Origin of the sequence: Klebsiella sp. C349492 (genome assembly GCF_042055345.1) — a bacterium.
In the GTDB taxonomy this organism is placed as follows: Bacteria; Pseudomonadota; Gammaproteobacteria; order Enterobacterales; family Enterobacteriaceae; genus Klebsiella; species Klebsiella scottii.
Genome location: NZ_JANQCE010000011.1, coordinates 51,398 through 73,192 on the forward strand (window position 1 = coordinate 51,398; position 21,795 = coordinate 73,192).

Here is a 21,795-nt window from a genome sequence, read left to right on the forward strand (position 1 = left end):
CAGTCATAAAGGTATTCATTATGGGAAAACTACATGCCGCCATACTGGCGGGGTGCCTTTGTTGCACCCTGATGCCGGCCTGGGCGAAAGATGCAGGCTGGCAGTGGTATAACGAGCAGCTAAAAAAAACAGACCCGGAAACGCCAGCCACGCCTGCGCCACCGCCGGCAAAGCAGGACATCCTGGAGAAGCTGGCGCAGCTGCAGACGGCCACAAAACGCTCGCTTTACGAGGCTATTCTTTACCCCTCATCTGATAATTTCGTGAAGTATTTTCGGCTACAGAACTACTGGACGCAGCAGGCTGGCCTGTTCTCGATGAGCGCGAAGAAGGCCATGCTGGAAAACCCGGAGCTCGATTACAACCTGCAGTACAGCCACTACAACGGCACGGTGAAAAACCAGCTGGCTGCCGACTACGCCGAACAACGCAAGGCTATCTCCTCCCTGGCCCAACACTATGGCGTGATGTTTTTCTACCGCGGCCGGGAGGCCATCGACGGGCAACTGGTCCAGGTCATCAAAAACTTCCGCGAAACCTACGGTCTGAGCGTGATACCGGTCTCCGTCGACGGCGTGGTGAATCCCTTGCTCCCCGACAGCCGGATGGACCAGGGGCAGGCACAACAGCTCGGGGTGAAGTACTTCCCCGCAATGATGCTGGTCAATCCCAAAAGCGGACAGGTTAAACCCCTCAGTTACGGCTTTATCAGCCAGGACGACCTGGCGAAACAGTTCCTCTATGTCTCCAGCGACTTTAAACCCAATTTTTAAGGAGTGTGTCATGCGAAAGATTCGGTTCCCCGATTTAGATATTACGGGAATGTGGGTACTGGCTGTGGGCGTGTTTTTCCACCTGATTGCCAGGCTCGTCAGAAAACAGCCTGAGCTGGCCATTCAGGCCGGGGAAGTTCTGGGGTTGGGTATGGTGATATTTGGTGGATACCGAATTCTCAATGCCCTGATTGCTGAAGTTGAAAAACAGGAGAAGGCCCGTGAAAAGCAACCTGAAGACAATTAGGGCGGGTATCACAACGGCTGCTTTGCTGTTGGCGCTTTCTCCCGTGACCTGGGCTGGTACGCTCGATGAAGTAAAATCCCTCTGGGACCCACAGGGCATAACAGGCACGACGCCGGCGCCATCTGCTGGCGTGTCCGCACCCGTGAAGCCGGTCTCTCAGGCCCGCTGGTACCGACTCAGCAACGGCCAACAGGTTAATCTCAGCGACTGGAAAGTGGTGCTGTTTATGCAGGGGCACTGCCCGTACTGCCATAAGTTTGACCCGGTTCTGAAGCAGCTGTCCGGACAATATGGATTCTCGGTGTTCTCTTACACGATCGACGGGCAGGGGGACGAGGCGTTCCCTGAATCCCTGCCGGTACCGCCTGACGTGATGCAGACTTTTTTCCCGAATATCCCGGTAGCTACCCCGACCACATTTCTGGTGAATGTGAATACGCTGGCGGCGTATCCGATTCTGCAGGGGGCCACCGATGCTCCGGGATTTATGGCCAGAATGGATACGGTATTTCAAATGATGGGGGCACCTGATAATGGATAGTCTCAACAAAATATATTCTTCGTTACCCGTACTGGAAAGAAATAAACGCCTGAAGCTATCACGGCAAAAGAGATTCGATATTTATTATTGTCTCGCTTTTATGTTTGGTTCAGCCGGATTAGTTCTGTGGTGGGGAAGTCATGCGTATTTCAGTGTGTTAACTGAGCTGTTAACCCCAGCGGTAGATATCGGCGCGGCGAAGAACATCATGAATCTGTGGAATGTTCTGATGTATTTCGTTCCCTTTATTCTTTTCTCACTTTCCATTGGATGTCTGGCAACGGCTTTGCTGGGAGTACTGATGGCCGAACTGGCTTTCTGGTTTGAATATGCCTTTGAAAAAAGCTTCCAGCGATATTTAAACCGCAACCTCCGACGGAAAAATAACATGAAAGAAGGAGGGTCTGATGTTCATCCGTAAACCATTATCAGTGCTTTGTGGAATGTTGCTAGGGGTGTCATTGACGGCGGCCGCAGATGTTAACGGCGACATGAACAACTTCTTCAATAAGCTGGGGTTCGCTTCCAATACCAGTCAGCCTCAGGTCTGGCAGGGACAGGCGGCGGGTTACGCTTCCGGCGGTTCGCTTTATGCGAGGACGCAGGTGAAAACTATCCAGCTGGTCAGCATGACCCTGCCGGATATTAACGCCGGTTGCGGCGGCATCGATGCCTATCTCGGCGCCTTTTCTTTTATCAACAGCGAACAGCTGCAGCGCTTCGGCAAACAAATCATGTCCAACGCCGCGGGCTACTTCTTTGACCTGGCACTGCAGACGACCGTGCCGGAGATCAAAACGGCAAAAGACTTTCTGCAGAAGATGGCCAGCGACATCAACAGCATGAATCTCAGCAGCTGCCAGGCCGCGCAGGGGATTGTCGGCGGGCTGTTTCCTCGAACCCAGGTCGCTCAGCAGAAGGTATGCCAGGACATTGCCGGCGAGAGCAACATCTTTTCGGACTGGGCGGCTTCCCGGCAGGGCTGTTCGGTGGGTGGGCAGATGGACAAGGTGCAGGACAAAGCCAGCGACAAGGACAAGGAACGGGTCATGAAGAACATCAACGTCATGTGGAATGCCCTGTCAAAAAACCGCCTCTTTGATGATAACAAAGAGCTGAAAGAGTTCGTGATGACACTGACCGGCACCCTTATTTTTGGCGAGAACAGTGAAATTACGCCACTGCCGGCACGCACCACGGACCAGGACCTGATTAAGGCAATGATGGAGGGCGGAACAGCCAGGATTTACCACTGCAATGATTCCGATAAATGCCTCAAGGTTGTCGCGGATGCCACGGTCACCATCGCTGCAAACAAGGCGCTAAAGAACCAGATTTCCACCCTTCTGAGCAGTATCCAGAATAAGGCCGTGGCGGATGAAAAACTTACGGAACAGGAGAAAGGTTTTATCTCCAGCACCACCATCCCGGTATTCAAATACCTGGTCGACCCACAGATGCTGGGCGTATCAAACACGCTTATCTACCAACTGACGGACTATATCGGCTACGACATTCTGCTGCAGTACATCCAGGAGCTTATCCAGCAGGCCCGCGCAATGATCGCAACCGGGAATTATCCCCAGTCGACAATGGATATAATCCTCGAAAACCTGAACCAGGCCAGTGTGCAGATTGCCGCCTTCCAGCAACGTGTCCAGGTCCAGCAGGACGCGTTGCTGGTTGTTGACCGGCAGATGAGTTACATGCGCCAGCAGGTCTCTGCCCGCATGATGACCCGCTACCAGAATAACTATCACTTCGGAGGAAGCCTCTGATGCAGCCACTTGAGATATATACCATCGCCGGAGGCGACTGGCTGCGGGGTAATCTCAATGCCATTACGGCCTTCATGGGGACCGGCACCTGGTCTACCATCGAGAAAATGTGTATCGCCTTTTCCGTGCTGATTGTCGCCGTCAGTTGGGTGAAAAAACACAATATCATGGACCTCCTCGGCTGGGTGTTCTCCCTGACCCTGGTCTCAATGCTGGTCGTTATCCGCACTCCGGTTCAGATTATTGACTACAGCAATGTGGCTCAGGTCTACAAAATCGATAACGTTCCCATTGGTCTGGCCATTCCGGCGTCACTGACTACGCGCGTCGGAAACGCCCTGGTGCAGGGGTATGAGATGATCTTCTCTCTGCCAGACAGTGTGACCTACAGTAAAACCGGGATGCTGTTTGGCGGGAACCTGGTGGCGAAAAGCACGGATTTCCTGTCACAGAACCCGGAGATCACCACGCTGTTCTCTGACTATGTTCAGAACTGTGTGATGGGCGATATCTTCCTGAACCATAAATACTCGTTTGAAGAACTACTGAACTCGCCTGATCCGTATACCATTATTTTTTCAAATCCCAGCCCGCTTCGCGGGGTGTTTGATAAAAATAATCAGTTCAGGACCTGCCAGGAAGCCTCACGGGATTTGAAATCCGCACTGGCGCTCGACTCGCAAACTGGCGGAAAAACCTGGAGCTATTATGTGCGTCAGTTGTTTGGCGGCAAACCGAATCCGGACCTGCTGTTCAGCCAGATGATTGGTGACAGTTATAATTTCTTCTACAGTTCCGGGCAGAGTGCAGGGCAGATTATCCGGCAGAATGTCACCATGAATGCCATTCGCAGCGGTATCCAGAGCTATGCGGCCCGTAGTGGCGATACAGCCAGCCTGGTGAACATCGCAAATACATCTTCACTCGAGAAACAGCGCCTGGCACAGGCCACGACGGGCCATCAGGCATTGCGTTCCCTGCCAATGACGCAGACGGTCATCATGGGCATTATGATCGGGATGTTCCCCATCATGATTATGGCCGCGATGTTTAACATGATGACCCTGCAGGTTCTGAAAGGGTATCTATTTGCTCTCATATGGCTGCAGTCCTGGCCATTGCTCTATGCCATTCTGAACAGCGCAATGGCGTATTACGCAAAACAGAACGGTGTGCCGGTGGTGTTGTCAGAGCTCTCTCAGGTTCAACTCAAGAACTCGGATATCGCGACTACCGCGGGGTATATCTCGATGATGATCCCGCCGCTCAGTTGGGCAATGATTAAAAGTATGGGGGCCGGGTTCTCCAGCGCGTACAGCCATTTTGCTTCGTCAGGCCTCAGCTCGACGTCGCAGGCCTCTTCCAGCGTGGTTGACGGGAATTACTCGTTTTCGAATATGCAAACGGACAATGTCAGCGGAAACAGCTGGAACACCAACAGTTCAACGGCATTTGGACAGATGTCCCGGCAACTGGGGAACGGCGGAATGGGTACACAGACCCGGGATGGTTCGATGGTCTGGGACAGCAGCGGTGCGATGTCAAAACTGCCGGTGGATATTAATGTTGGCCGCCAGATAGCCAGTGCACAGCAGCAGATGGCCCGTGAATCAGACGTCCAGGCAGAGAGCTCTCTGCAGGGCTATAACAGCAGCGTGACCAGTGCCTGGAACAGTCTGAAGCAGTTTGGCACAAATATGGGGACCAGCGCGTCAACCACCACCGGGGCCGATAATACTGAGTCGTCACAAGACTCGATGGCGAAGAGTAAAATGTGGAACGCAGTTGTTTCAAATGCAAAAGCCAACAACATCAGTAACGAACAGTCATTCCAGAACTTGATGGATGAATCGACAAGGGGTTCTATCACGGGTGAAGCTTACGGTGGAGTGAAATGGAATTCGGGAGATCAGCTTGCCGGTAAATTGGGCAAATTGGCTACAGGTGCCAGTATCGATGGAGGTCTGAAAGTAGCAGCAAGTGGTACCGCGGGCACGGGTTCAACTGATACGGTTGGACAATCCGGCCGCCACTCAGTAGATACCCGACACGATACCAGTAGCCAAGCCGCGAAAGATTTTAAAGAGGGGTCTGATTACATCACCAGTCATAAAACTAGTACATCAGGTAACACGACAGATAACAATTCAAGCTCACGCGTGGACCAGTTCTCTGCGTCACTTTCCAGTGCGAAAAACAGCTACGACCAATATACAAACAGCCGTACACGAAGCCATGAATTTAGTGAAATGGCATCGCGCACCGAAAGTATGAGCTGCCAGATGAGCGAGAATCTGACGCAGCAGTTTGCAAACTTTGTCCAACAGCGCTCTCCGCAAAACGCGGAAGCTATCCTGACAAATACCAGTTCGCCGGAAGTTGCAGCACAACGAGAATCGCTGGCCCGTGAATTTGTTAAAGCACAGGTAGAGCCTAAAGTTGATGGCGATTATCAAGAGGCGAGAGGAAGTATTGGTCAAGGAATGCCTAATGTGTCAGGAGGCGGAGGCGCTGCTTCCGTAGAGGCCGATTATAGCCAGCACAGCGGTAGTATCGATGGTATGACGCACGACGCCGGCATTAAGGATGATGTGGGTCAGACTGTGGGTACGATGGTCTCTCAAAACAAACAGGCACACCAGGAAAGCCGTCAGGGAATTCAGCAGCAGGGAGATGACGTGAAAACACAGCAGACCGGTCTGGAAAGCCATCACAAAAAAGAAGGAAATAATTTTAATGAGCAATATAATAAGGAGATAAGTTCTCAACGAGACACGTTGATAAGTGATACAACGGAAAAACTCAGGGAGAATGCATTAAAGAGAGCAAAAGATCTTGACGATAAGCGCCCTTAAGATTTGGGGATTGAAGATGATAAATGAGAAAATTATTCAAGAAGAATTGGAGTTTTTAGTTAAAGTACTAAGTTATGATGGTTTGAAATCGGTATCATTTTGGAAAAGTGTATGGCCAGGCCTCATGATTTTTTGTTGGCTTGTTTTTTGGCCGCTGACATTTTTTAGCGCCCGATTATATGCACCTTTTATTATTAGTGAAGAACGACTCGGAGTCGTAGTGTCGATAGCTTTTTCTTTTGTTTTCGGGTTGCTAGCTTTGATCTTCATTACTAGTGCTCGCTCTTTATACTTGTCTGCTCCGTACAGTTTTCGAGTTAACTCGAAAATGTATTATTTCTTTTCCAGGAAAGTAAAGAAATACGCTGCCATTTTTTCTATTTGGTATGCCGTGCTTGTTCTTTTATGTGTTTTGTTTAATCTAAGTTCGATGTATTTTCTTTCTGTTATTGTTGTTTCAGTTATAGGTTTCTCTGTGCGCATGAATGTTGATTTTAATCGATATCAAATAAATGAGTTGGCATTAACTTTAACATGTAAACGTGTTGGCGAAAGCAGAATAGCTACCAGTAATGATTTTGATAGCATAAAAATCGATGAACATAACCCAGCGACAGGTCTTCCAATGAACGGAGGGGTTGACGTTGCGGGGAATCCATATGGTTACAGTAGACATGAATAATTAGCTGTAAATTGTAGTTTCAATAAGAGTGATTAACTCGACTAGTTATACGTTATGCTGCCATTTGTGTTTTTGTATAATGAGGGTATTACATTAATTCACCATCAGTTTACAACACCCACATAGTTATCCTAGAAGTAAAATGGAAACTCGCTGGCCTATTAATAATGGTAGTTTGTTAATAGGCTAAGAGTTTCTTTGGGTTATTATTGATTGTTCAAATCGTAATTAAATTACACCTTTCCCTTAAAATTCCTTTATAGTGGATGCGCATTCCGAAGCAATAAGAGAATGTGTATTCACTTATATTGATTAAGTCACAAGGATTCAGGATGAAACTAAATAAAGTCATGGCTGTAATGGTCATCAGCTCAGCACTGGTGCTTTCCGGTTGTAGCGCAATGGGGACAGCAATTAAAAAGCGTAATCTGGATGTGAAAACGCAGATGAGCGAAACAATCTGGCTGGAACCGTCAAATAATAAGACCGTTTATCTGCAAATCAAAAATACCTCTGATAAAGATATGAGCGGTCTCCAGTCGAAAATCACCAGTGCCGTCACAGCAAAAGGCTACCAGGTCGTCACTAATCCCGATACCGCGGGTTACTGGATTCAGGCAAATGTGCTGAAGGCCGATAAAATGGACCTGCGTGAAACCCAGGGCTGGCTAAGCCGCGGTTATGAAGGCGCGGCTACAGCGGCTGCGCTGGGTGCAGGGATCACCGCCTACAATTCCAGTTCAGCCGGCGCGACCCTCGGTGTCGGCCTGGCCGCAGGGCTGGTAGGCATGGCGGCTGATGCGATGGTGGAAGATGTGAACTACACGATGATCACCGACGTTCAGATCTCCGAGCGGGCCAAAACCCAGGTACAGACGGATAATGTTGCGGTATTACGCCAGGGGACCTCCGGCGCGAAAGTGCAAACCAGCACCGAAACCGGTAATCAGCATAAATACCAGACGCGCGTTGTCTCCAATGCGAACAAAGTTAATCTCAAGTTCCCGGAAGCACAGCCAGTTCTGGAAGACCAGCTGGCTAAATCTATCGCGAATATTCTGTAAGTCTTCCACCTCACGGCCCGGGTATACCGGGCCTGACTGACATCGCCTCCCTGGCCTGTCAGGTTAATTCGACATTTAATCAGCTTATTCCTCCTCAGAACGGTGAGCAGTTGCGCAATTTATTTGTGCACCTGTGAGGCGTTGCCGACCGTGGTCCGAATATTCCTTCGCTTTTGTATTTAAGGTCAAGAATTATGAGCTTTAATGCCAAGGACATGACTCAGGGCGGTCAGATTGCCAATATGCGTTTTCGCATGTTCGGCCAGATTGCCAATATTATATTCTATGTGTTGTTTATTATTTTCTGGGTTTTATGCGGACTGATGCTGATGTACCGGCTCAGCTGGCAAACCTTCGTTAACGGCTGCGTCTACTGGTGGTGCACGACACTGGCGCCCATGCGCGATATCATTCGCTCCCAGCCGGTCTATACGATTAATTATTACGGCAGGGCGCTTGAATATAATTCTGAGCAGATCCTGGCCGATAAATATACCATCTGGTGCGGTGAACAGCTCTGGACCAGTTTTGTTTTTGCCGCCATCGTGTCGTTGACCGTCTGTATTGTGACGTTCTTTGTCGCCAGCTGGGTACTGGGGCGCCAGGGGAAACAACAAAGCGAAGATGAGAATACCGGGGGCCGCCAGCTTTCCGATAAACCAAAAGAAGTGGCTCGCCAGATGAAACGCGATGGGGTGGCCTCCGATATTAAAATTGGCGATCTGCCTATTCTTAAATACTCTGAAATTCAGAACTTCTGTCTTCACGGTACGGTCGGCTCAGGTAAATCCGAAGTCATCCGCCGGCTGCTGAATTACGTGCGTGCTCGTGGTGATATGGCCATTATCTATGACCGCTCCTGCGAGTTCGTTAAGAGTTATTACGACCCGTCCTTAGATAAGATACTCAACCCTCTGGATGCCCGCTGTGCTGCCTGGGATATATGGCGCGAATGCCTGACACTACCGGATTTTGATAACGTCTCTAATACGCTGATTCCGATGGGCACTAAAGAGGACCCGTTCTGGCAGGGCTCCGGCCGCACCATATTTTCCGAAGGTGCGTACCTGATGCGCGAGGATAAAGACCGTAGCTACGAAAAGCTGGTTGATACCATGCTGTCCATCAAAATCGACAAACTGCGCGCGTACCTGAAAAACACGCCGGCCGCTAACCTGGTGGAGGAAAAGATTGAGAAAACGGCTATCTCCATTCGTGCCGTACTGACCAACTATGTCAAAGCCATTCGCTATCTGCAGGGGATCGAGAAAAACGGCGAGCCGTTCACTATCCGCGACTGGATGCGCGGTGTGCGTGAGGACCAGCCCAACGGCTGGTTGTTTATCTCCTCCAATGCGGACACACATGCGTCACTGAAGCCGGTGATCTCAATGTGGTTATCTATCGCCATCCGAGGCCTGCTGGGGATGGGTGAGAACCGCAACCGGCGCGTGTGGATTTTTGCGGATGAGCTCCCCACATTGCACAAGCTGCCGGACCTGGTCGAGATCCTGCCGGAAGCCCGTAAGTTTGGCGGCTGTTATGTGTTCGGTATCCAGTCCTATGCTCAGCTGGAAGATATTTACGGCGTGAAGCCCGCGGCGACGCTGTTCGACGTGATGAACACCCGCGCCTTTTTCCGCTCCCCAAGTAAAGAGATTGCCGAGTTTGCTGCCGGCGAAATCGGTGAGAAGGAAATCCTCAAGGCCAGTGAGCAGTACTCTTACGGTGCAGACCCGGTGCGTGACGGTGTGTCGACCGGCAAGGAAAAAGAGCGGGAAACGCTGGTCAGTTACTCCGACATCCAGACGCTGCCTGACCTGTCCTGCTATGTCACCTTGCCGGGCCCGTATCCGGCGGTGAAGCTGGCTCTGAAATACAAATCCCGGCCGAAAATCGCCGAGGGATTCATCCTCCGTAACCTCGATACGCGGACGGACGCCAGACTGGATACCCTGTTGCAAGCCCGCGAAGCGGAAAGCAGTCATGCCAGGATGCTGTTTACGCCGGACGAACCGACAGCGATGCCTGAAAAGAGAGAAACTGCGGTGGATACGGCCTGTGCGCCGGAGGAGGTTGCCCCGATTAAAGCACCTCCTGCAGCGGATAAGCAACCGGCTGAAAGCGTTCCGGTTAAGGCACCGTCTGCACCCCGACCTGTTTCGCCCGAACCCCACGTCACAACCGTCCCCCTTATCGTGACCCGACCGTCGGCCGCGACGACGGATGCGGCTGCTGCCGCATCCGGGACCGATTCTGCAGCAACGCCGGCAGGTGGCGTGGAGCAGGAGCTGGAACAAAAAAATGCGGAGTCGGGACAGGACAGACTCCCTCCCGGCGTGAACGAATACGGTGAGATCGACGACTTAAACGCCTATGACGAGTGGCAGGCACAAGAACAGACCCTACGGGGGATGCAACGGCGGGAAGAGGTCAATATCAATCACAGCCGCAGCGAGCATGACGATATTGAGGTGGGAGGGAACTTCTGATGATGTCGATTGGTTCGGTAAAGTCTGCGGGGAGCGCCGGCAATTACTATACAGACAAGGATAACTATTACGTTATCGGGAGCATGGATGAGCGCTGGCAGGGGAAAGGGGCTGAATCGCTGGGGCTTGACGGGAAAGTGGATAAGAAGGTGTTCACGGACCTGCTGAAAGGGAAGCTGCCGGACGGCAGCGACCTGACCCGGATGCAGGATGGCGTGAACAAACACCGGCCAGGTTACGATCTGACCTTCTCCGCCCCTAAGAGCGTGGCTGTCATGGCCATGATCGGCGGGGATAAGCGCCTGATTGATGCGCATAATCAGGCCGTAACCGAAGCCGTCAAGCAGGTCGAAACGCTGGCTGCGACCCGTGTCATGACGGACGGGAAAAGCGAAACCGTACTGACCGGTAACCTCATTGTGGCGAAATTCAATCACGATACAAACCGCAATCAGGAGCCTCTGTTACACACCCATGCCGTGGTGATCAATGCCACGCAGAACGGCGATAAATGGCAGTCTCTGGGAACCGACACCGTTGGTAAAACCGGCTTCATTGAGAACGTGTATGCCAACCAGGTCGCTTTCGGAAAGATATACCGTGAAGTGCTGAAACCCCTGGTGGAAAAGTTCGGGTATGAAACCGAAGTCGTAGGCAAGCACGGCATGTGGGAAATGAAAGAGGTGCCGGTCGAGCCTTTTTCCACCCGCACCCAGGAGGTCAGGGAAGCCGCAGGGCCCGATGCGTCCCTGAAGTCCCGGGATGTCGCTGCGCTCGATACCCGTAAATCCAAAGAAACTCTCGACCCGGCAGAGAAGATGGTCGAATGGGTGAATACCCTCAAAGAGACCGGGTTCGACATGCGCGGTTACCGCGAGGATGCCGATAAGCGCGCGACAGACATCGCCAGTGCGCCCGTCAGTCCGGTGAAAACGGACGTCCCCGATATCAGCGATGTGGTGACGAAGGCGATTGCTGGTCTCAGCGACCGCAAGGTGCAGTTCACATATGCCGACCTGTTGGCCCGCACGGTCAGCCAGCTGGAAGCCAAACCCGGCGTGTTCGAGCAGGCGAGGACCGGTATCGATGCGGCAATCGAGCGCGAGCAGTTGATCCCGCTCGACCGCGAGAAAGGCCTCTTTACCTCAAACATCCATGTCCTGGACGAATTATCCGTGAAAGCGCTGAGCCAGGAGATCCAGCGCCAGAATCATGTTTCTGTTACGCCAGATACCGCTGTTGTGCGCCAGTCACCGTTCAGCGATGCCGTCAGTGTGCTGGCTCAGGACCGGCCAACAATGGGGCTTGTCTCCGGCCAGGGCGGCGCGGCTGGCCAGCGCGAGCGGGTGGCTGAGTTAACCCTGATGGCCCGGGAGCAAGGGCGGGACGTGCACATCATTGCGGCTGACAACCGATCGCGGGAGTTTCTGTCTGCGGATGCGCGGCTGGCAGGGGAAACGGTGACCGGGAAATCTGCCCTGCAGGACGGAACCGCCTTCATCCCGGGCGGGACACTTATCGTTGACCAGGCGGAGAAGATGAGCCTGAAGGAAACGCTATCTCTGCTGGATGGCGCCATGCGTCATAACGTTCAGGTCCTGCTCTCCGACAGCGGGAAGCGCAGCGGTACCGGCAGCGCGCTGACAGTACTGAAAGAGAGCGGGGTAAATACTTATCGCTGGCAGGGCGGAAAGCAGGCGACTGCGGACATCATCAGTGAGCCGGAAAAGGGCGCGCGTTACAGCCGCCTGGCGCAGGAGTTTGCCGCCAGCGTACGCGAAGGGCAGGAAAGCGTGGCGCAAATCAGCGGGAGCCGTGAACAGGGCATACTGAACGGGCTCATCCGGGAAACCCTTAAAGGTGAGGGCGTACTGGGTGAGAAGGAGTTGACGGTCACCGCGCTGACGCCGGTCTGGCTGGACAGCAAAAGTCGCGGTGTTCGGGACTACTACCGGGAAGGGATGGTGATGGAGCGCTGGGACCCGGAAACCCGACAGCATGACCGCTTTGTGATCGATCGGGTGACCGCCAGCAGCAATATGCTGACCCTCAGGGACAAAGAGGGGGAACGTCTTGATATGAAGGTTTCTGCCGTCGACAGCCAGTGGACGCTCTTTCGGGCCGATAAGCTACCGGTAGCGGAAGGTGAACGTCTGGCGGTGCTAGGGAAAATACCTGAGACGCGGCTGAAAGGGGGCGAGGGTGTCACGGTACTGAAAGCGGAGGGCGGGCAGCTGACAGTGCAGCGCCCCGGGCAGATAACCACCCAGACCCTGGCTGTGGGCGCCGGACCGTTCGACGGTATCAAGGTCGGGCACGGTTGGGTGGAAAGCCCCGGCAGGTCGGTCAGCGAGACGGCAACGGTCTTTGCCTCGGTGACGCAGCGTGAGCTGGATAATGCCACACTGAACCAGCTGGCGCAGAGCGGCAGCCATATCCGGCTTTACTCCGCACAGGATGCGGCCCGCACGACAGAGAAGCTGGCGCGTCATACCGCCTTCAGCGTGGTCTCAGAGCAGCTGAAGGCCCGTTCCGGTGAGACAGAACTGGATACGGCCATTGCGCAGCAAAAAGCAGGCCTTCACTCCCCGGCAGAACAGGCCATTCACCTTTCCATTCCCTTACTGGAAAGCAACAACCTGACCTTCACGCGTCCGCAGCTGCTGTCCACAGCAATGGAATTCGACGGGGGAGGTAAGGTCTCGATGGCGGATATTGACCGGTCCATTCAGGCGCAGATTAAGGCCGGCAGTCTGCTGAGTGTGCCGGTGGCACCCGGCCACGGCAATGACCTGCTGATTTCCCGTCAGACCTGGGATGCCGAAAAAAGCATCCTGACCCAGGTGCTGGAAGGCAAAGACGCGGTGGTTCCCCTGATGGACCGCGTGCCGGCCAGTCTGATGACGGACCTGACCGCCGGACAGCGGGCGGCGACCCGGATGATTCTGGAAAGCACGGACCGGTTCACGGTGGTTCAGGGGTATGCCGGGGTGGGGAAAACGACCCAGTTCCGGGCGGTGAAGGGTGCCATCGACCTGCTGCCGGAAGAGACCCGCCCGCGCGTTATCGGTCTCGGTCCGACGCACCGTGCGGTCGGGGAAATGCAGAGGGCCGGCGTGGATGCGCAGACCACCGCCTCGTTTCTGCACGACACGCAGCTCCTGCAGCGTAATGGCCAGACACCGGATTTCAGCAACACCCTGTTTCTGCTCGATGAGAGCTCAATGGTGGGGCTGGCCGATATGGCAAAAGCCCACTCCCTCATCGTCGCCGGCGGTGGACGGGCGGTGTCCAGTGGGGATAACGACCAGCTGCAGCCCATCGCGCCGGGGCAGCCGTTCAGGCTGATGCAGCAGCGCAGCGCCGCGGATGTGGCCATTATGAAAGAAATCGTGCGCCAGGTACCGGAACTGCGACCGGCGGTCTACAGCCTCATTGACCGGAACGTGAACAGCGCGCTGACGACGATTGAACAGGTCACCCCTGAACAGGTGCCGAGAAAAGCGGATGCCTGGGTGCCGGAGAATTCCGTCACGCAATTCACCCCCGCGCAGGAGAAAGCGATAGTGGACGCTCTGAAAAAGGGAGAAAGCGTGCCGGCAGACCAGCCCACCACACTGTACGGGGCGCTGGTGATGGATTATACCGGCCGTACCCCGGAGGCGCAGTCACAGACGTTGATTATCACCCATCTCAATAATGACCGCCGGGCGCTGAACAGCCTGATACACGATGCACGGCGGGAGAACGGTGAAGTCGGGAGGGAAGAAGTTACCCTGCCGGTGCTGGTCACGACCAACATTCGCGACGGTGAACTGCGCAGACTGTCGACCTGGACCGCTCACTCTGGGGCTGTGGCCCTTGTTGACAATGCGTACCACCGTATCGGGAGCGTGGATAAAGAAAATCAGCTTATCACCCTGACCGACAGTGAAGGAAAGGAGCGGTTTATCTCTCCTCGTGAGGCGTCGGCGGAGGGCGTGACGTTATATCGCCGGGAAGACATCACCGTGTCTCAGGGCGACCGTATGCGCTTCAGTAAGAGTGACCCGGAACGGGGTTACGTCGCCAACAGCGTATGGGAGGTAAAATCTGTTTCTGGTGACAGTGTCACGCTCTCAGACGGAAAAACTACCCGCACACTGAATCCGATGGAGGATGAAGCCCAGCGACACATCGATCTCGCGTACGCCATCACGGCTCACGGCGCGCAGGGCGCCAGCGAGACGTACGCGATAGCGCTGGAAGGCGTGGAGGGTGGGCGGAAGCAGATGGCCAGTTTCGAATCTGCCTATGTCGGGTTATCGCGTATGAAACAGCACGTCCAGGTCTACACCGACAATCGGGAAGGGTGGATCAAAGCCATTCAGGCCTCCCGGTCGAAAGCCACGGCCCACGATATTCTTGAGCCCCGTAACGACCGGGCAGTGAAAACCGCGGACCAGTTGCTCAGCCGGGCTCGCCCCCTGGATGAAAGCGCTGCGGGACGGGCCGCCCTGCAGCAGTCGGGGCTGGCGCGCGGACAGTCGCCGGGAAAATTCATTTCGCCGGGCAAAAAGTACCCCCAGCCGCACGTGGCGTTGCCGGCTTTCGACAAAAACGGGAAAGAAGCCGGTATCTGGCTCAGCCCGCTGACGGACAGCGACGGACGTCTGCAGGTGATCGGCGGTGAAGGACGCGTCATGGGTAACGAAGACGCCCGGTTTGTGGCGCTGCAGGGCAGCCGGAACGGGGAGAGTTTGCTGGCAGAGAATATGGGCGAGGGCGTCAGGGTGGCTCGCGAGCATCCTGACAGCGGCGTGGTAGTTCGCCTTGCCGGCGATGACCGCCCCTGGAATCCGGGGGCTATCACCGGGGGAAGTCTCTGGGCAGACAAGATAACTCAGGCGCCGGGGGCTGATCCCGTTGAGATCCCGCTCCCGCCGGAGGTGCTGGCGCAGAAAGTGGCGGATGAGGCACAACGGCAGGAAGTGGAGAAACAGGCGGAGCGAACGGCCCGGGAAGTCGCCGGAGAAGACGATAAACAGCGGGGACCTGAGGGCCAGGTTAAGGCGGTTATTGATGATGTGATCCGGGGGATGGCGGGGCAAAAAATGCAGGGGGAACGGCTAACCCTGCCGGACGATCTGGAGGGAAGGGAGAAAGCTCAGGCGGTACAGCAGGTGGTGTCAGAAAACCTCCAGCGAGACCGCCTGCAGCAGATGGAACGGGATATGGTCCGGGATTTGAATCGAGAGAAAACACTCGGAGGCGACTGACGCGCCTGCGGCTTGTCTGCTCCGGCATCCTCCCCGATTAAAATCGGGTACCCTGCCGGGGCGCTGTTAAAAGGAATCAAATATGGCAACGCACGAAACCCGACTCAACGTCGTCGACCTCTGGCTGCAGAGGCTGTTGACCTGGACGCCAGGACAGACGGATATCATCAAAACGGTGGCGCTGGTGCTGATGGTTGTCGATCACACCGGTCTGCTACTGGCCGGGAATAATGAGCTCATGCGCCTGCTGGGGAGAGGTTGTTTTCCCCTGTTTGGTCTGGTCTGGGGAATGAACCTGGCGCGTCACGGGCAGATCCGTCAGACACAGCTGAACAGCCTGTGGTGCTGGGCGCTGATCGCCCAGGGCTCCTTTATTCTCATCGGGTACCCGTGGTACATGGGGAATATCCTGTTTAGCTTTGCGGTCACCGGCCAGGCGCTGCGCTGGTTCAGTCTGCAGACCCGCAATGATGTTTTGCTGGCGATTGCGCTGGTTGTGGCGTGGCTCCCCTTGTCTGCTGACAGCTACGGTCTGGTCGGGGTCTTCATGCTGATCAACAGCTGGCGGCTTTGCCGGGCGAAGGAGCCGGTAGAGCGGATCGGGTATGCCGTGCTGTGGGCTGTCATGGTTATGCTGATGAATATCCATGATATCACCCAGTCTCTCGCCGGCCTGACGGTCGCTTTACTGGTCCTGGCGGTCTGTTCTGACCTCGGTCGTTCTGTCCCGCGCTTCTGGCCGCGGCACTTTTTTGTGATGTTTTATGCCGTGCATCTGGCAGTGCTGGGCATCGTTGCCTCCATGTAAAAAGCCCGGGCCGAAGTTCGGGCGGTAAAAGAGGAACGAGGCCCGGCGTCCTGAATAGATGCGCTGCCGGTCGTGTTCACGTATCTTATAGCCTGGTTCCTGGCAGGATAGTAAAACGAAACTATGACTGAAGAAAAACGCCCTGTACTGAGTCTGAAAAGAAAGCCGGCAGCGGAAACCGCAGCGACCGGGTCCGTTGACACGCCAGGTGTGATACGGCGAAAAAAAGTGGTGGTCGTCACGACGCCTCCGGCCTGGAAGCTGAAGAAAGAAAAGCTGGCACAAGCTAAACAGGCTGCTGAAGCCGCCGCCAGCCAGCCCGCACCGGAAGTTGTTAAATCGCTCAAAACGCCCGGTCCGGTTCGCTATCTTCGTTTACTGCCGCCGGATCAGGCCATCATGACCCTGAAAGCGTTCTGGCCACAGCTGTTTGACGGTGATTCTCCGCGTCTGCTGGCCACAGGGATGCGTGAGCAGTTGTTTGCAGACATTGAGACACGGGATCTCCCTTTGTCACACAAGCAGGTGATTAAATGCCTGAAAAGCCTGACACGGTCAGACCTTTACCTGTCCGTTATGCAACCCGGCGCGCCGCGGTATGATATTCATGGGGAAATCGTCGCGACAGTCTCTGAAGAAGAGGCGGAATATGCCCGTGAACGTATGAACCATCAGCACCGACAGATGGCCCGAAAACAGAATAACGTTGTTTAACATACCCCCCCCACCAATATAACGATCTGTTTACTGCATAATGACCTGCCAGAGGATTTAAATTCTTCGGCGGGTTGTTATTATTGTTTTTTAAATCACTCGCTTTTAAAGGAATAAACATGAAACTTAAATCGGTATTACTGATGTCGGCTGTATTTGCCAGTGAAATAACAAATGGTTTCGCACAAGAAAATAGGCCGCCAGATTTATTTACTCCGCCACAGGAGGAACGAATCGGTGAATTAGCCGCTGATTATATGCGTGCGCATCCCGACATTCTGATTCAGATGAGTGAGAAACTGCAGGAACAGCAGCAGGAGAAACAAACCGCCAGTCTGAAAACGGCAGCATTAGCCTATGCGTCGATCATTCAGGGGAACCACAGTATCCCGTCTTATGGTCCTGCTGACGCAACAGTGATGGTCGCCGAGTTCTTCGATTATCAGTGTATCTGGTGTAGTCGGCTGGCGCCGGAGCTGGAGAAAGTGATGAAGAACAATGCGCATGTTCGCTACTACTTCATGGAATGGCCCGTGTTTGGTAGTCGCTGGTCTGAATCGCTGCTGGCTGCAAAGACAGGACTCCAGGTCTGGAAAGAAAAAGGGGCTGATGCCTATCTGAAATATCATAACGGTATTTATGCTACCGGTCTTAATGGGGTCAATTTGGATATCGAAAATTATTGTACGTTAAGGTCGTTTTTTGACCTTCCTACTTTAGCTGGCCGCAGCCGACGAAACTTACCGGAAGCCGGTATCCGGTTGCTTTTCCAGATATAATCGCCTGTAAGATTGATGTGTTCCCAGCCTAGCGGGGACAAATGCGATAGCAGTCGCTCGTTGATCTTCATCCCTTTACGCTTCAGGGCATCGACCGCTCTTTCCATATAGATGGTATTCCACAGCGAGATAGCTGCCGTCAGCAGCGTCAGTCCGCTGGCGCGGTAGCTCTGATTTTCCGGTTTACGATCCCTGATTTCACCCAGACGGTGCAGGAATACCGCGCGCGCCAGCGCGTTACGGGCTTCTCCTTTATTCAGTCCCGCCTGTACCCGCCGACGAAGTGCCGGATCGCGGAACCAGTCGAGCATAAACAGCGTTCGTTCAATACGGCCAATTTCCCTCAGTGCTTTGGCAAGTCCGTTTTGCTTGGGGTAGCTGGCAAGCTTTTTAAGCATCAGGGATGCCGTCACGGTTCCCTGCTTTATCGAGGTTGCCAGGCGCAGCACTTCACGCCAGTGAATTTCGATCTCTTTCAGATTCAGGCTGGTTGTTGATATCAGTGACTGAAGCGCCGGGTATTGGTCTGCTTTCCCTTTGATAAACAGCTTTTTGTCGTGGAGATCCCTGATTCGTGGACAGAACGCAAAGCCTAGCAGATGCATCAGGGCAAAGACATGATCGGTGAAACCAGCTGTATCGGTGTAATGCTCCCTGATTTCCAGGTCGCTTTCGTGATACAGCAAACCATCGAGAACATGGGTTGAATCCCTGACCCGACTTATTATGCAGGTGTAAAACGGGCTGTATTGATCCGAAATATGGGTATAAAACTGACGTCCAGGTTCTTGCCCATATTTCGGGTTAACCTGCCCTGCGTAGCGGCCTGAGCTGCCTGTTCTGAAATTCTGTCCATCTGATGATGACGTTGTTCCGTCTCCCCAGAATGCCGCCAGTGGTCTTTTTCCCTGCGCATTTACCAGCTCAGCAAGCGCGGCTGAATAGGTTTCGTCGCGGGTATACCATGCCTGAATATCTTCGAGTGATGATTTGGTGCTCCCGGGGCAGGCTTCTGCCATTTTGGTCAGGCCAAGATTGATGCCATCCGCAAGAATGGTGGTGAGGAGCTGGCGGGTATCGGGACGGGTAATGTCATTTTTTATATGCGAAAAATGACGGGTAAACGTCGTCCAGCAGTTTACCTCGTCGAGAATTTCCGTGATTTTAGGTCGCGGTAGCATGCTGTAAACCAGTTCTGCCAGCGGTGAAACCTGTGCCGGAACGCAGTTATCCAGCGGAGAGACTTTTACGCCCTTGTCGGATATTTCCACATCGGGCAGTTCACCAAGGGCAGCCATGGCATTGACCTCTTCAAGTCTGGACTGAAGCAGAGTCATACGGCTGGCAATGTACTCATGATAATCAGCAGATACGGGCAGTGGCAGCGCCGGTGTGAGTTTGTCAAAGTCCTTTTCGGGAATGAGGTAATCATCAAAATTTTTGTAGCGGCGTGAGCCTTTAACCCAGATGTCCCCGGAGCGCAACGCTCCCTTAAGCTCGCTGAGCGCACAAAATTCATAATACTGCCGGTCAATACCCGCAGGTGTAATCACCACCTTGCGCCAGCTTTCAGGGACAAACTCAAGCGGCGCAGTCGCCGGAACTTTACGTGACTGCTTCCGGTACATATCCTTGATCACAACCAGCGCATCAGCCAGAGGTTGTGCTGCCGGGGTTGCGACTAACTGTAAAGCGGACAACATGCGCGGGGCATATTTCCGTAATGTGCTGTATTTCTCAGTAATAATATGCAGCGGGTCAAAATTATTTTTTCTGGCGAGATGGCGTGTTTCCTCCAGACTGGCGACAAATTCAGGCCACGGGAGTATGTTTTCTATTGCGAGCCATGGATCGCCACCGGAGTCGCGGGCATCAGACAGCGCCTGACCAACATCGATGTACTGCCTCAGTTTGGACTGGATCAGCTTTCCGGTCTGCTGAAGGCGCTCAGCCTGTGTTCTTTTGGCTTTGTTGAAAAGGCTGTTCAGCATTCGTTCATGCAGCTCAATCACTTCGTCTGTCAGTGTGGCTCTGGCTTCTTCCAGCACGCAGACCAGGATCGCATGACGGCGGGCTGCTGAAAATCGGGTCAAATCCCGGCTACTCATCTTTCGGCCTTCCCGCGCCAGTTTCAGCAACCGGTTCTGGTGAATGGTACGATCTATACCTTCAGGTAATGCCAGCGATTCAATGCTGCTGAGCCGATCAAGATGTTGCAGTACGTTCTTACCATTGATTTTACCCGGCGGTTGCAGAAGCCATGTCAGCCTGGAAGGCTGATTATCTGATGACTCAAGTAAACGATCCAGGGCATCCCGGTGCGCCGGAGTTAACGGGGCATTCAGGGTCTGAAATACGATTTTATCTCCGCCAGCCATGGCCTCCGCACAGGTCCGCTCCACGACATCAATCGCGGGAATTATCACGTTGTTCTGCCGGAGCCAGACCAGTAACTCTTCGGCCAGGAGAATACCTTTATCGGTGCGCGTCGCCATCGACAACAGGTGCGTAATACCGTCCTGCTGTATTTTGCCGGTGAACGCCTTTACGCCAAGATAGCGGTACAGTTCGGTTAAATGCTCACGCCGGGTCGTATCCCTGCCGGAAAGGTAAGCAGGCCAGAGATCCCCGGTAAGCTTTAGCCTGCTGGCGATATGCTTCAGCAGCGCATCAGAGGGTGGGATTTTTTTATCCGGAGCAAAGCCGACATTTTTCAGGTAGCAAAGAAGGACGGCAAAACCAAAACGGCTGGCAGGTTTACGGTGAGCACTGATAAGTGCCAGATCATGCTCACTGAAATAGGCCATTCGGGTCAGCGTTAACTCATCATCTGGCAATGCCAGTAATGATTCTCTTTCCGACAGAGAAAGAATCTGCCTCCTTGCCATATAGTTTCCCTCATAAATTATTCGGTTCGGTATTTTTAACAAGAATGCTTATCGCATAAGGGTACACCTTGACGCCACAACCAAAACGTGACGGCACACGATAAATGACATAACCTATATGCGATAGAATAAATGCAATAACCTAAATGCGATAACGCGGTGGGAAAATGTTCATCAGAGCTTATTTAAGGGCATCGACGGAAGACCAGTTCGCCGATCGGGCAAAAGAGATGCTGGAGCAGTTCGTCCAGGAACGGGGGCATAAAATCGCCAGCTACTACCGGGAAAATATCAGTGGCACAAAACTTGAGCGCCCGGAACTAGGGCGCTTACTGATGGACAGTCACCACAATGATATTTTATTGGTCGAGCAGATAGACCGTCTGACACGTCTCAGCAACAGCGACTGGATGACGCTAAAAAAACAGATAGAACAACATGAGCTGCGAATTGTCAGTCTTGATGTGCCCACATCATGGCAGGCACTGTCAGATAAGGACCCTTCGCAGGCCGACCCGATAACCCGCGCAGTAATAACCGCCATCAATAACATGCTTATCGATCTGATGGCCGCAATGTCACATAAGGACTGGCTGAGCCGCCGCCAGCGGCAAAAACAGGGAATCGAGCGGGCTCATACAATTGGAAAGTACCGGGGTAAGCAGGCCGATCAGGAACGGCATCAGAAAGTCCTGTACTACCGGCAGGTAAAGAAACTGAGTATCCGGGAAACGGCGGATGCTACAGGCTACAGTGCTTCACAGGTTTGCCGGATACAAGCGCTTCATAAAAATAATGAAACTGCCTGAAAGGCTGGAATAACGGTGTTTATTTGCAGTCATGGCCTAATAGTTAGCGCCCTGTAACAACTTTTGTGATTAGCAGCCTGACGCATCATCTATGTAAGGAAAGTCCG

At 53.6% G+C, this 21,795-nt stretch carries 14 protein-coding genes and 1 pseudogene; 14 read left to right on the forward strand and 1 reads right to left on the reverse strand.

Annotation, left to right across the window (positions count from 1 at the left end; genetic code table 11):
• The first annotated feature begins 20 nt into the window (after positions 1-20).
• The 13 genes from traF (at position 21) to NWP14_RS26765 (ending at position 17,991) form a co-directional block, all read left to right on the forward strand.
• Positions 21-773: a type-F conjugative transfer system pilin assembly protein TraF gene (traF, locus tag NWP14_RS26705; protein WP_064361002.1), complete on the forward strand. Its 753-nt coding sequence runs from the start codon at positions 21-23 to the stop codon at positions 771-773.
• A 10-nt stretch (positions 774-783) separates the two neighbouring features.
• Positions 784-1,020: a type-F conjugative transfer system pilin chaperone TraQ gene (gene traQ, locus NWP14_RS26710; protein ID WP_064361003.1), complete on the forward strand. Its 237-nt coding sequence runs from the start codon at positions 784-786 to the stop codon at positions 1,018-1,020.
• On the forward strand, positions 995-1,561 hold the full coding sequence (trbB, locus tag NWP14_RS26715) for a type-F conjugative transfer system pilin assembly thiol-disulfide isomerase TrbB (RefSeq protein ID WP_064361004.1): 567 nt from the start codon (positions 995-997) through the stop codon (positions 1,559-1,561). The genes traQ and trbB overlap by 26 nt, the downstream gene beginning before the upstream one ends.
• The gene (locus NWP14_RS26720) at positions 1,554-1,982 is read left to right on the forward strand and encodes a hypothetical protein (protein WP_064361005.1); all 429 of its coding nucleotides are present in this window, start codon (positions 1,554-1,556) and stop codon (positions 1,980-1,982) included. The genes trbB and NWP14_RS26720 overlap by 8 nt, the downstream gene beginning before the upstream one ends.
• Positions 1,969-3,339, forward strand: coding sequence for a conjugal transfer pilus assembly protein TraH (gene traH / locus NWP14_RS26725; RefSeq protein ID WP_064361006.1), 1,371 nt, complete (start codon positions 1,969-1,971; stop codon positions 3,337-3,339). The genes NWP14_RS26720 and traH overlap by 14 nt, the downstream gene beginning before the upstream one ends.
• Positions 3,339-6,194 carry a conjugal transfer mating-pair stabilization protein TraG gene (traG, locus tag NWP14_RS26730; protein WP_064361007.1) on the forward strand — a complete coding sequence of 952 codons (2,856 nt, stop codon included), beginning with the start codon at positions 3,339-3,341 and terminating at the stop codon, positions 6,192-6,194. Before traH ends, traG begins: the two co-directional genes overlap by 1 nt.
• Before the next feature lie 16 nt (positions 6,195-6,210).
• The gene (locus tag NWP14_RS26735) at positions 6,211-6,876 is read left to right on the forward strand and encodes a hypothetical protein (protein ID WP_148719627.1); all 666 of its coding nucleotides are present in this window, start codon (positions 6,211-6,213) and stop codon (positions 6,874-6,876) included.
• Positions 6,877-7,208: 332 nt separating this feature from the next.
• Positions 7,209-7,940 carry a conjugal transfer complement resistance protein TraT gene (traT, locus tag NWP14_RS26740; RefSeq protein ID WP_064349680.1) on the forward strand — a complete coding sequence of 244 codons (732 nt, stop codon included), beginning with the start codon at positions 7,209-7,211 and terminating at the stop codon, positions 7,938-7,940.
• A 194-nt stretch (positions 7,941-8,134) separates the two neighbouring features.
• Positions 8,135-10,432, forward strand: a complete 2,298-nt coding sequence (gene traD, locus NWP14_RS26745) for a type IV conjugative transfer system coupling protein TraD (protein WP_064375669.1) — start codon at positions 8,135-8,137, stop codon at positions 10,430-10,432.
• Positions 10,432-15,690, forward strand: a complete 5,259-nt coding sequence (gene traI / locus NWP14_RS26750) for a conjugative transfer relaxase/helicase TraI (protein WP_064375670.1) — start codon at positions 10,432-10,434, stop codon at positions 15,688-15,690. Before traD ends, traI begins: the two co-directional genes overlap by 1 nt.
• Positions 15,691-15,772: 82 nt before the next feature.
• Positions 15,773-16,498 carry a type-F conjugative transfer system pilin acetylase TraX gene (gene traX, locus NWP14_RS26755; RefSeq protein ID WP_064361010.1) on the forward strand — a complete coding sequence of 242 codons (726 nt, stop codon included), beginning with the start codon at positions 15,773-15,775 and terminating at the stop codon, positions 16,496-16,498.
• 123 nt (positions 16,499-16,621) lie between these two features.
• Positions 16,622-17,212 carry a fertility inhibition protein FinO gene (locus NWP14_RS26760; RefSeq protein ID WP_064361011.1) on the forward strand — a complete coding sequence of 197 codons (591 nt, stop codon included), beginning with the start codon at positions 16,622-16,624 and terminating at the stop codon, positions 17,210-17,212.
• 119 nt (positions 17,213-17,331) lie between these two features.
• Positions 17,332-17,991 (forward strand): hypothetical protein, encoded by a 660-nt coding sequence (locus NWP14_RS26765; RefSeq protein ID WP_375216244.1) that lies wholly within the window; start codon positions 17,332-17,334, stop codon positions 17,989-17,991.
• On the opposite strand, the pseudogene NWP14_RS26770 reads toward NWP14_RS26765, so the two are convergent.
• Positions 17,934-20,879 (reverse strand): annotated as a pseudogene (locus NWP14_RS26770) (Tn3 family transposase); the annotation flags it as partial. The gene NWP14_RS26765 and the pseudogene NWP14_RS26770 overlap by 58 nt on opposite strands.
• Positions 20,880-21,046: 167 nt before the next feature.
• Here NWP14_RS26770 and NWP14_RS26775 point away from each other — a divergent pair.
• Entirely contained in the window at positions 21,047-21,688 is a 642-nt protein-coding gene (locus NWP14_RS26775; RefSeq protein WP_001567361.1) for a recombinase family protein, read from the forward strand.
• Positions 21,689-21,795: the final 107 nt, after the last annotated feature.

Coding starts and splice junctions, on each gene's coding strand:
- traF (WP_064361002.1), top strand. CDS start 21: ATGGGAAAACTACATGCCGCCATACTGGCGGGGTGCCTTTGTTGCACC.
- traQ (WP_064361003.1), top strand. CDS start 784: ATGCGAAAGATTCGGTTCCCCGATTTAGATATTACGGGAATGTGGGTA.
- NWP14_RS26720 (WP_064361005.1), top strand. CDS start 1,554: ATGGATAGTCTCAACAAAATATATTCTTCGTTACCCGTACTGGAAAGA.
- traH (WP_064361006.1), top strand. CDS start 1,969: ATGTTCATCCGTAAACCATTATCAGTGCTTTGTGGAATGTTGCTAGGG.
- traG (WP_064361007.1), top strand. CDS start 3,339: ATGCAGCCACTTGAGATATATACCATCGCCGGAGGCGACTGGCTGCGG.
- NWP14_RS26735 (WP_148719627.1), top strand. CDS start 6,211: ATGATAAATGAGAAAATTATTCAAGAAGAATTGGAGTTTTTAGTTAAA.
- traT (WP_064349680.1), top strand. CDS start 7,209: ATGAAACTAAATAAAGTCATGGCTGTAATGGTCATCAGCTCAGCACTG.
- traD (WP_064375669.1), top strand. CDS start 8,135: ATGAGCTTTAATGCCAAGGACATGACTCAGGGCGGTCAGATTGCCAAT.
- traI (WP_064375670.1), top strand. CDS start 10,432: ATGATGTCGATTGGTTCGGTAAAGTCTGCGGGGAGCGCCGGCAATTAC.
- traX (WP_064361010.1), top strand. CDS start 15,773: ATGGCAACGCACGAAACCCGACTCAACGTCGTCGACCTCTGGCTGCAG.
- NWP14_RS26760 (WP_064361011.1), top strand. CDS start 16,622: ATGACTGAAGAAAAACGCCCTGTACTGAGTCTGAAAAGAAAGCCGGCA.
- NWP14_RS26765 (WP_375216244.1), top strand. CDS start 17,332: ATGAAACTTAAATCGGTATTACTGATGTCGGCTGTATTTGCCAGTGAA.
- NWP14_RS26775 (WP_001567361.1), top strand. CDS start 21,047: ATGTTCATCAGAGCTTATTTAAGGGCATCGACGGAAGACCAGTTCGCC.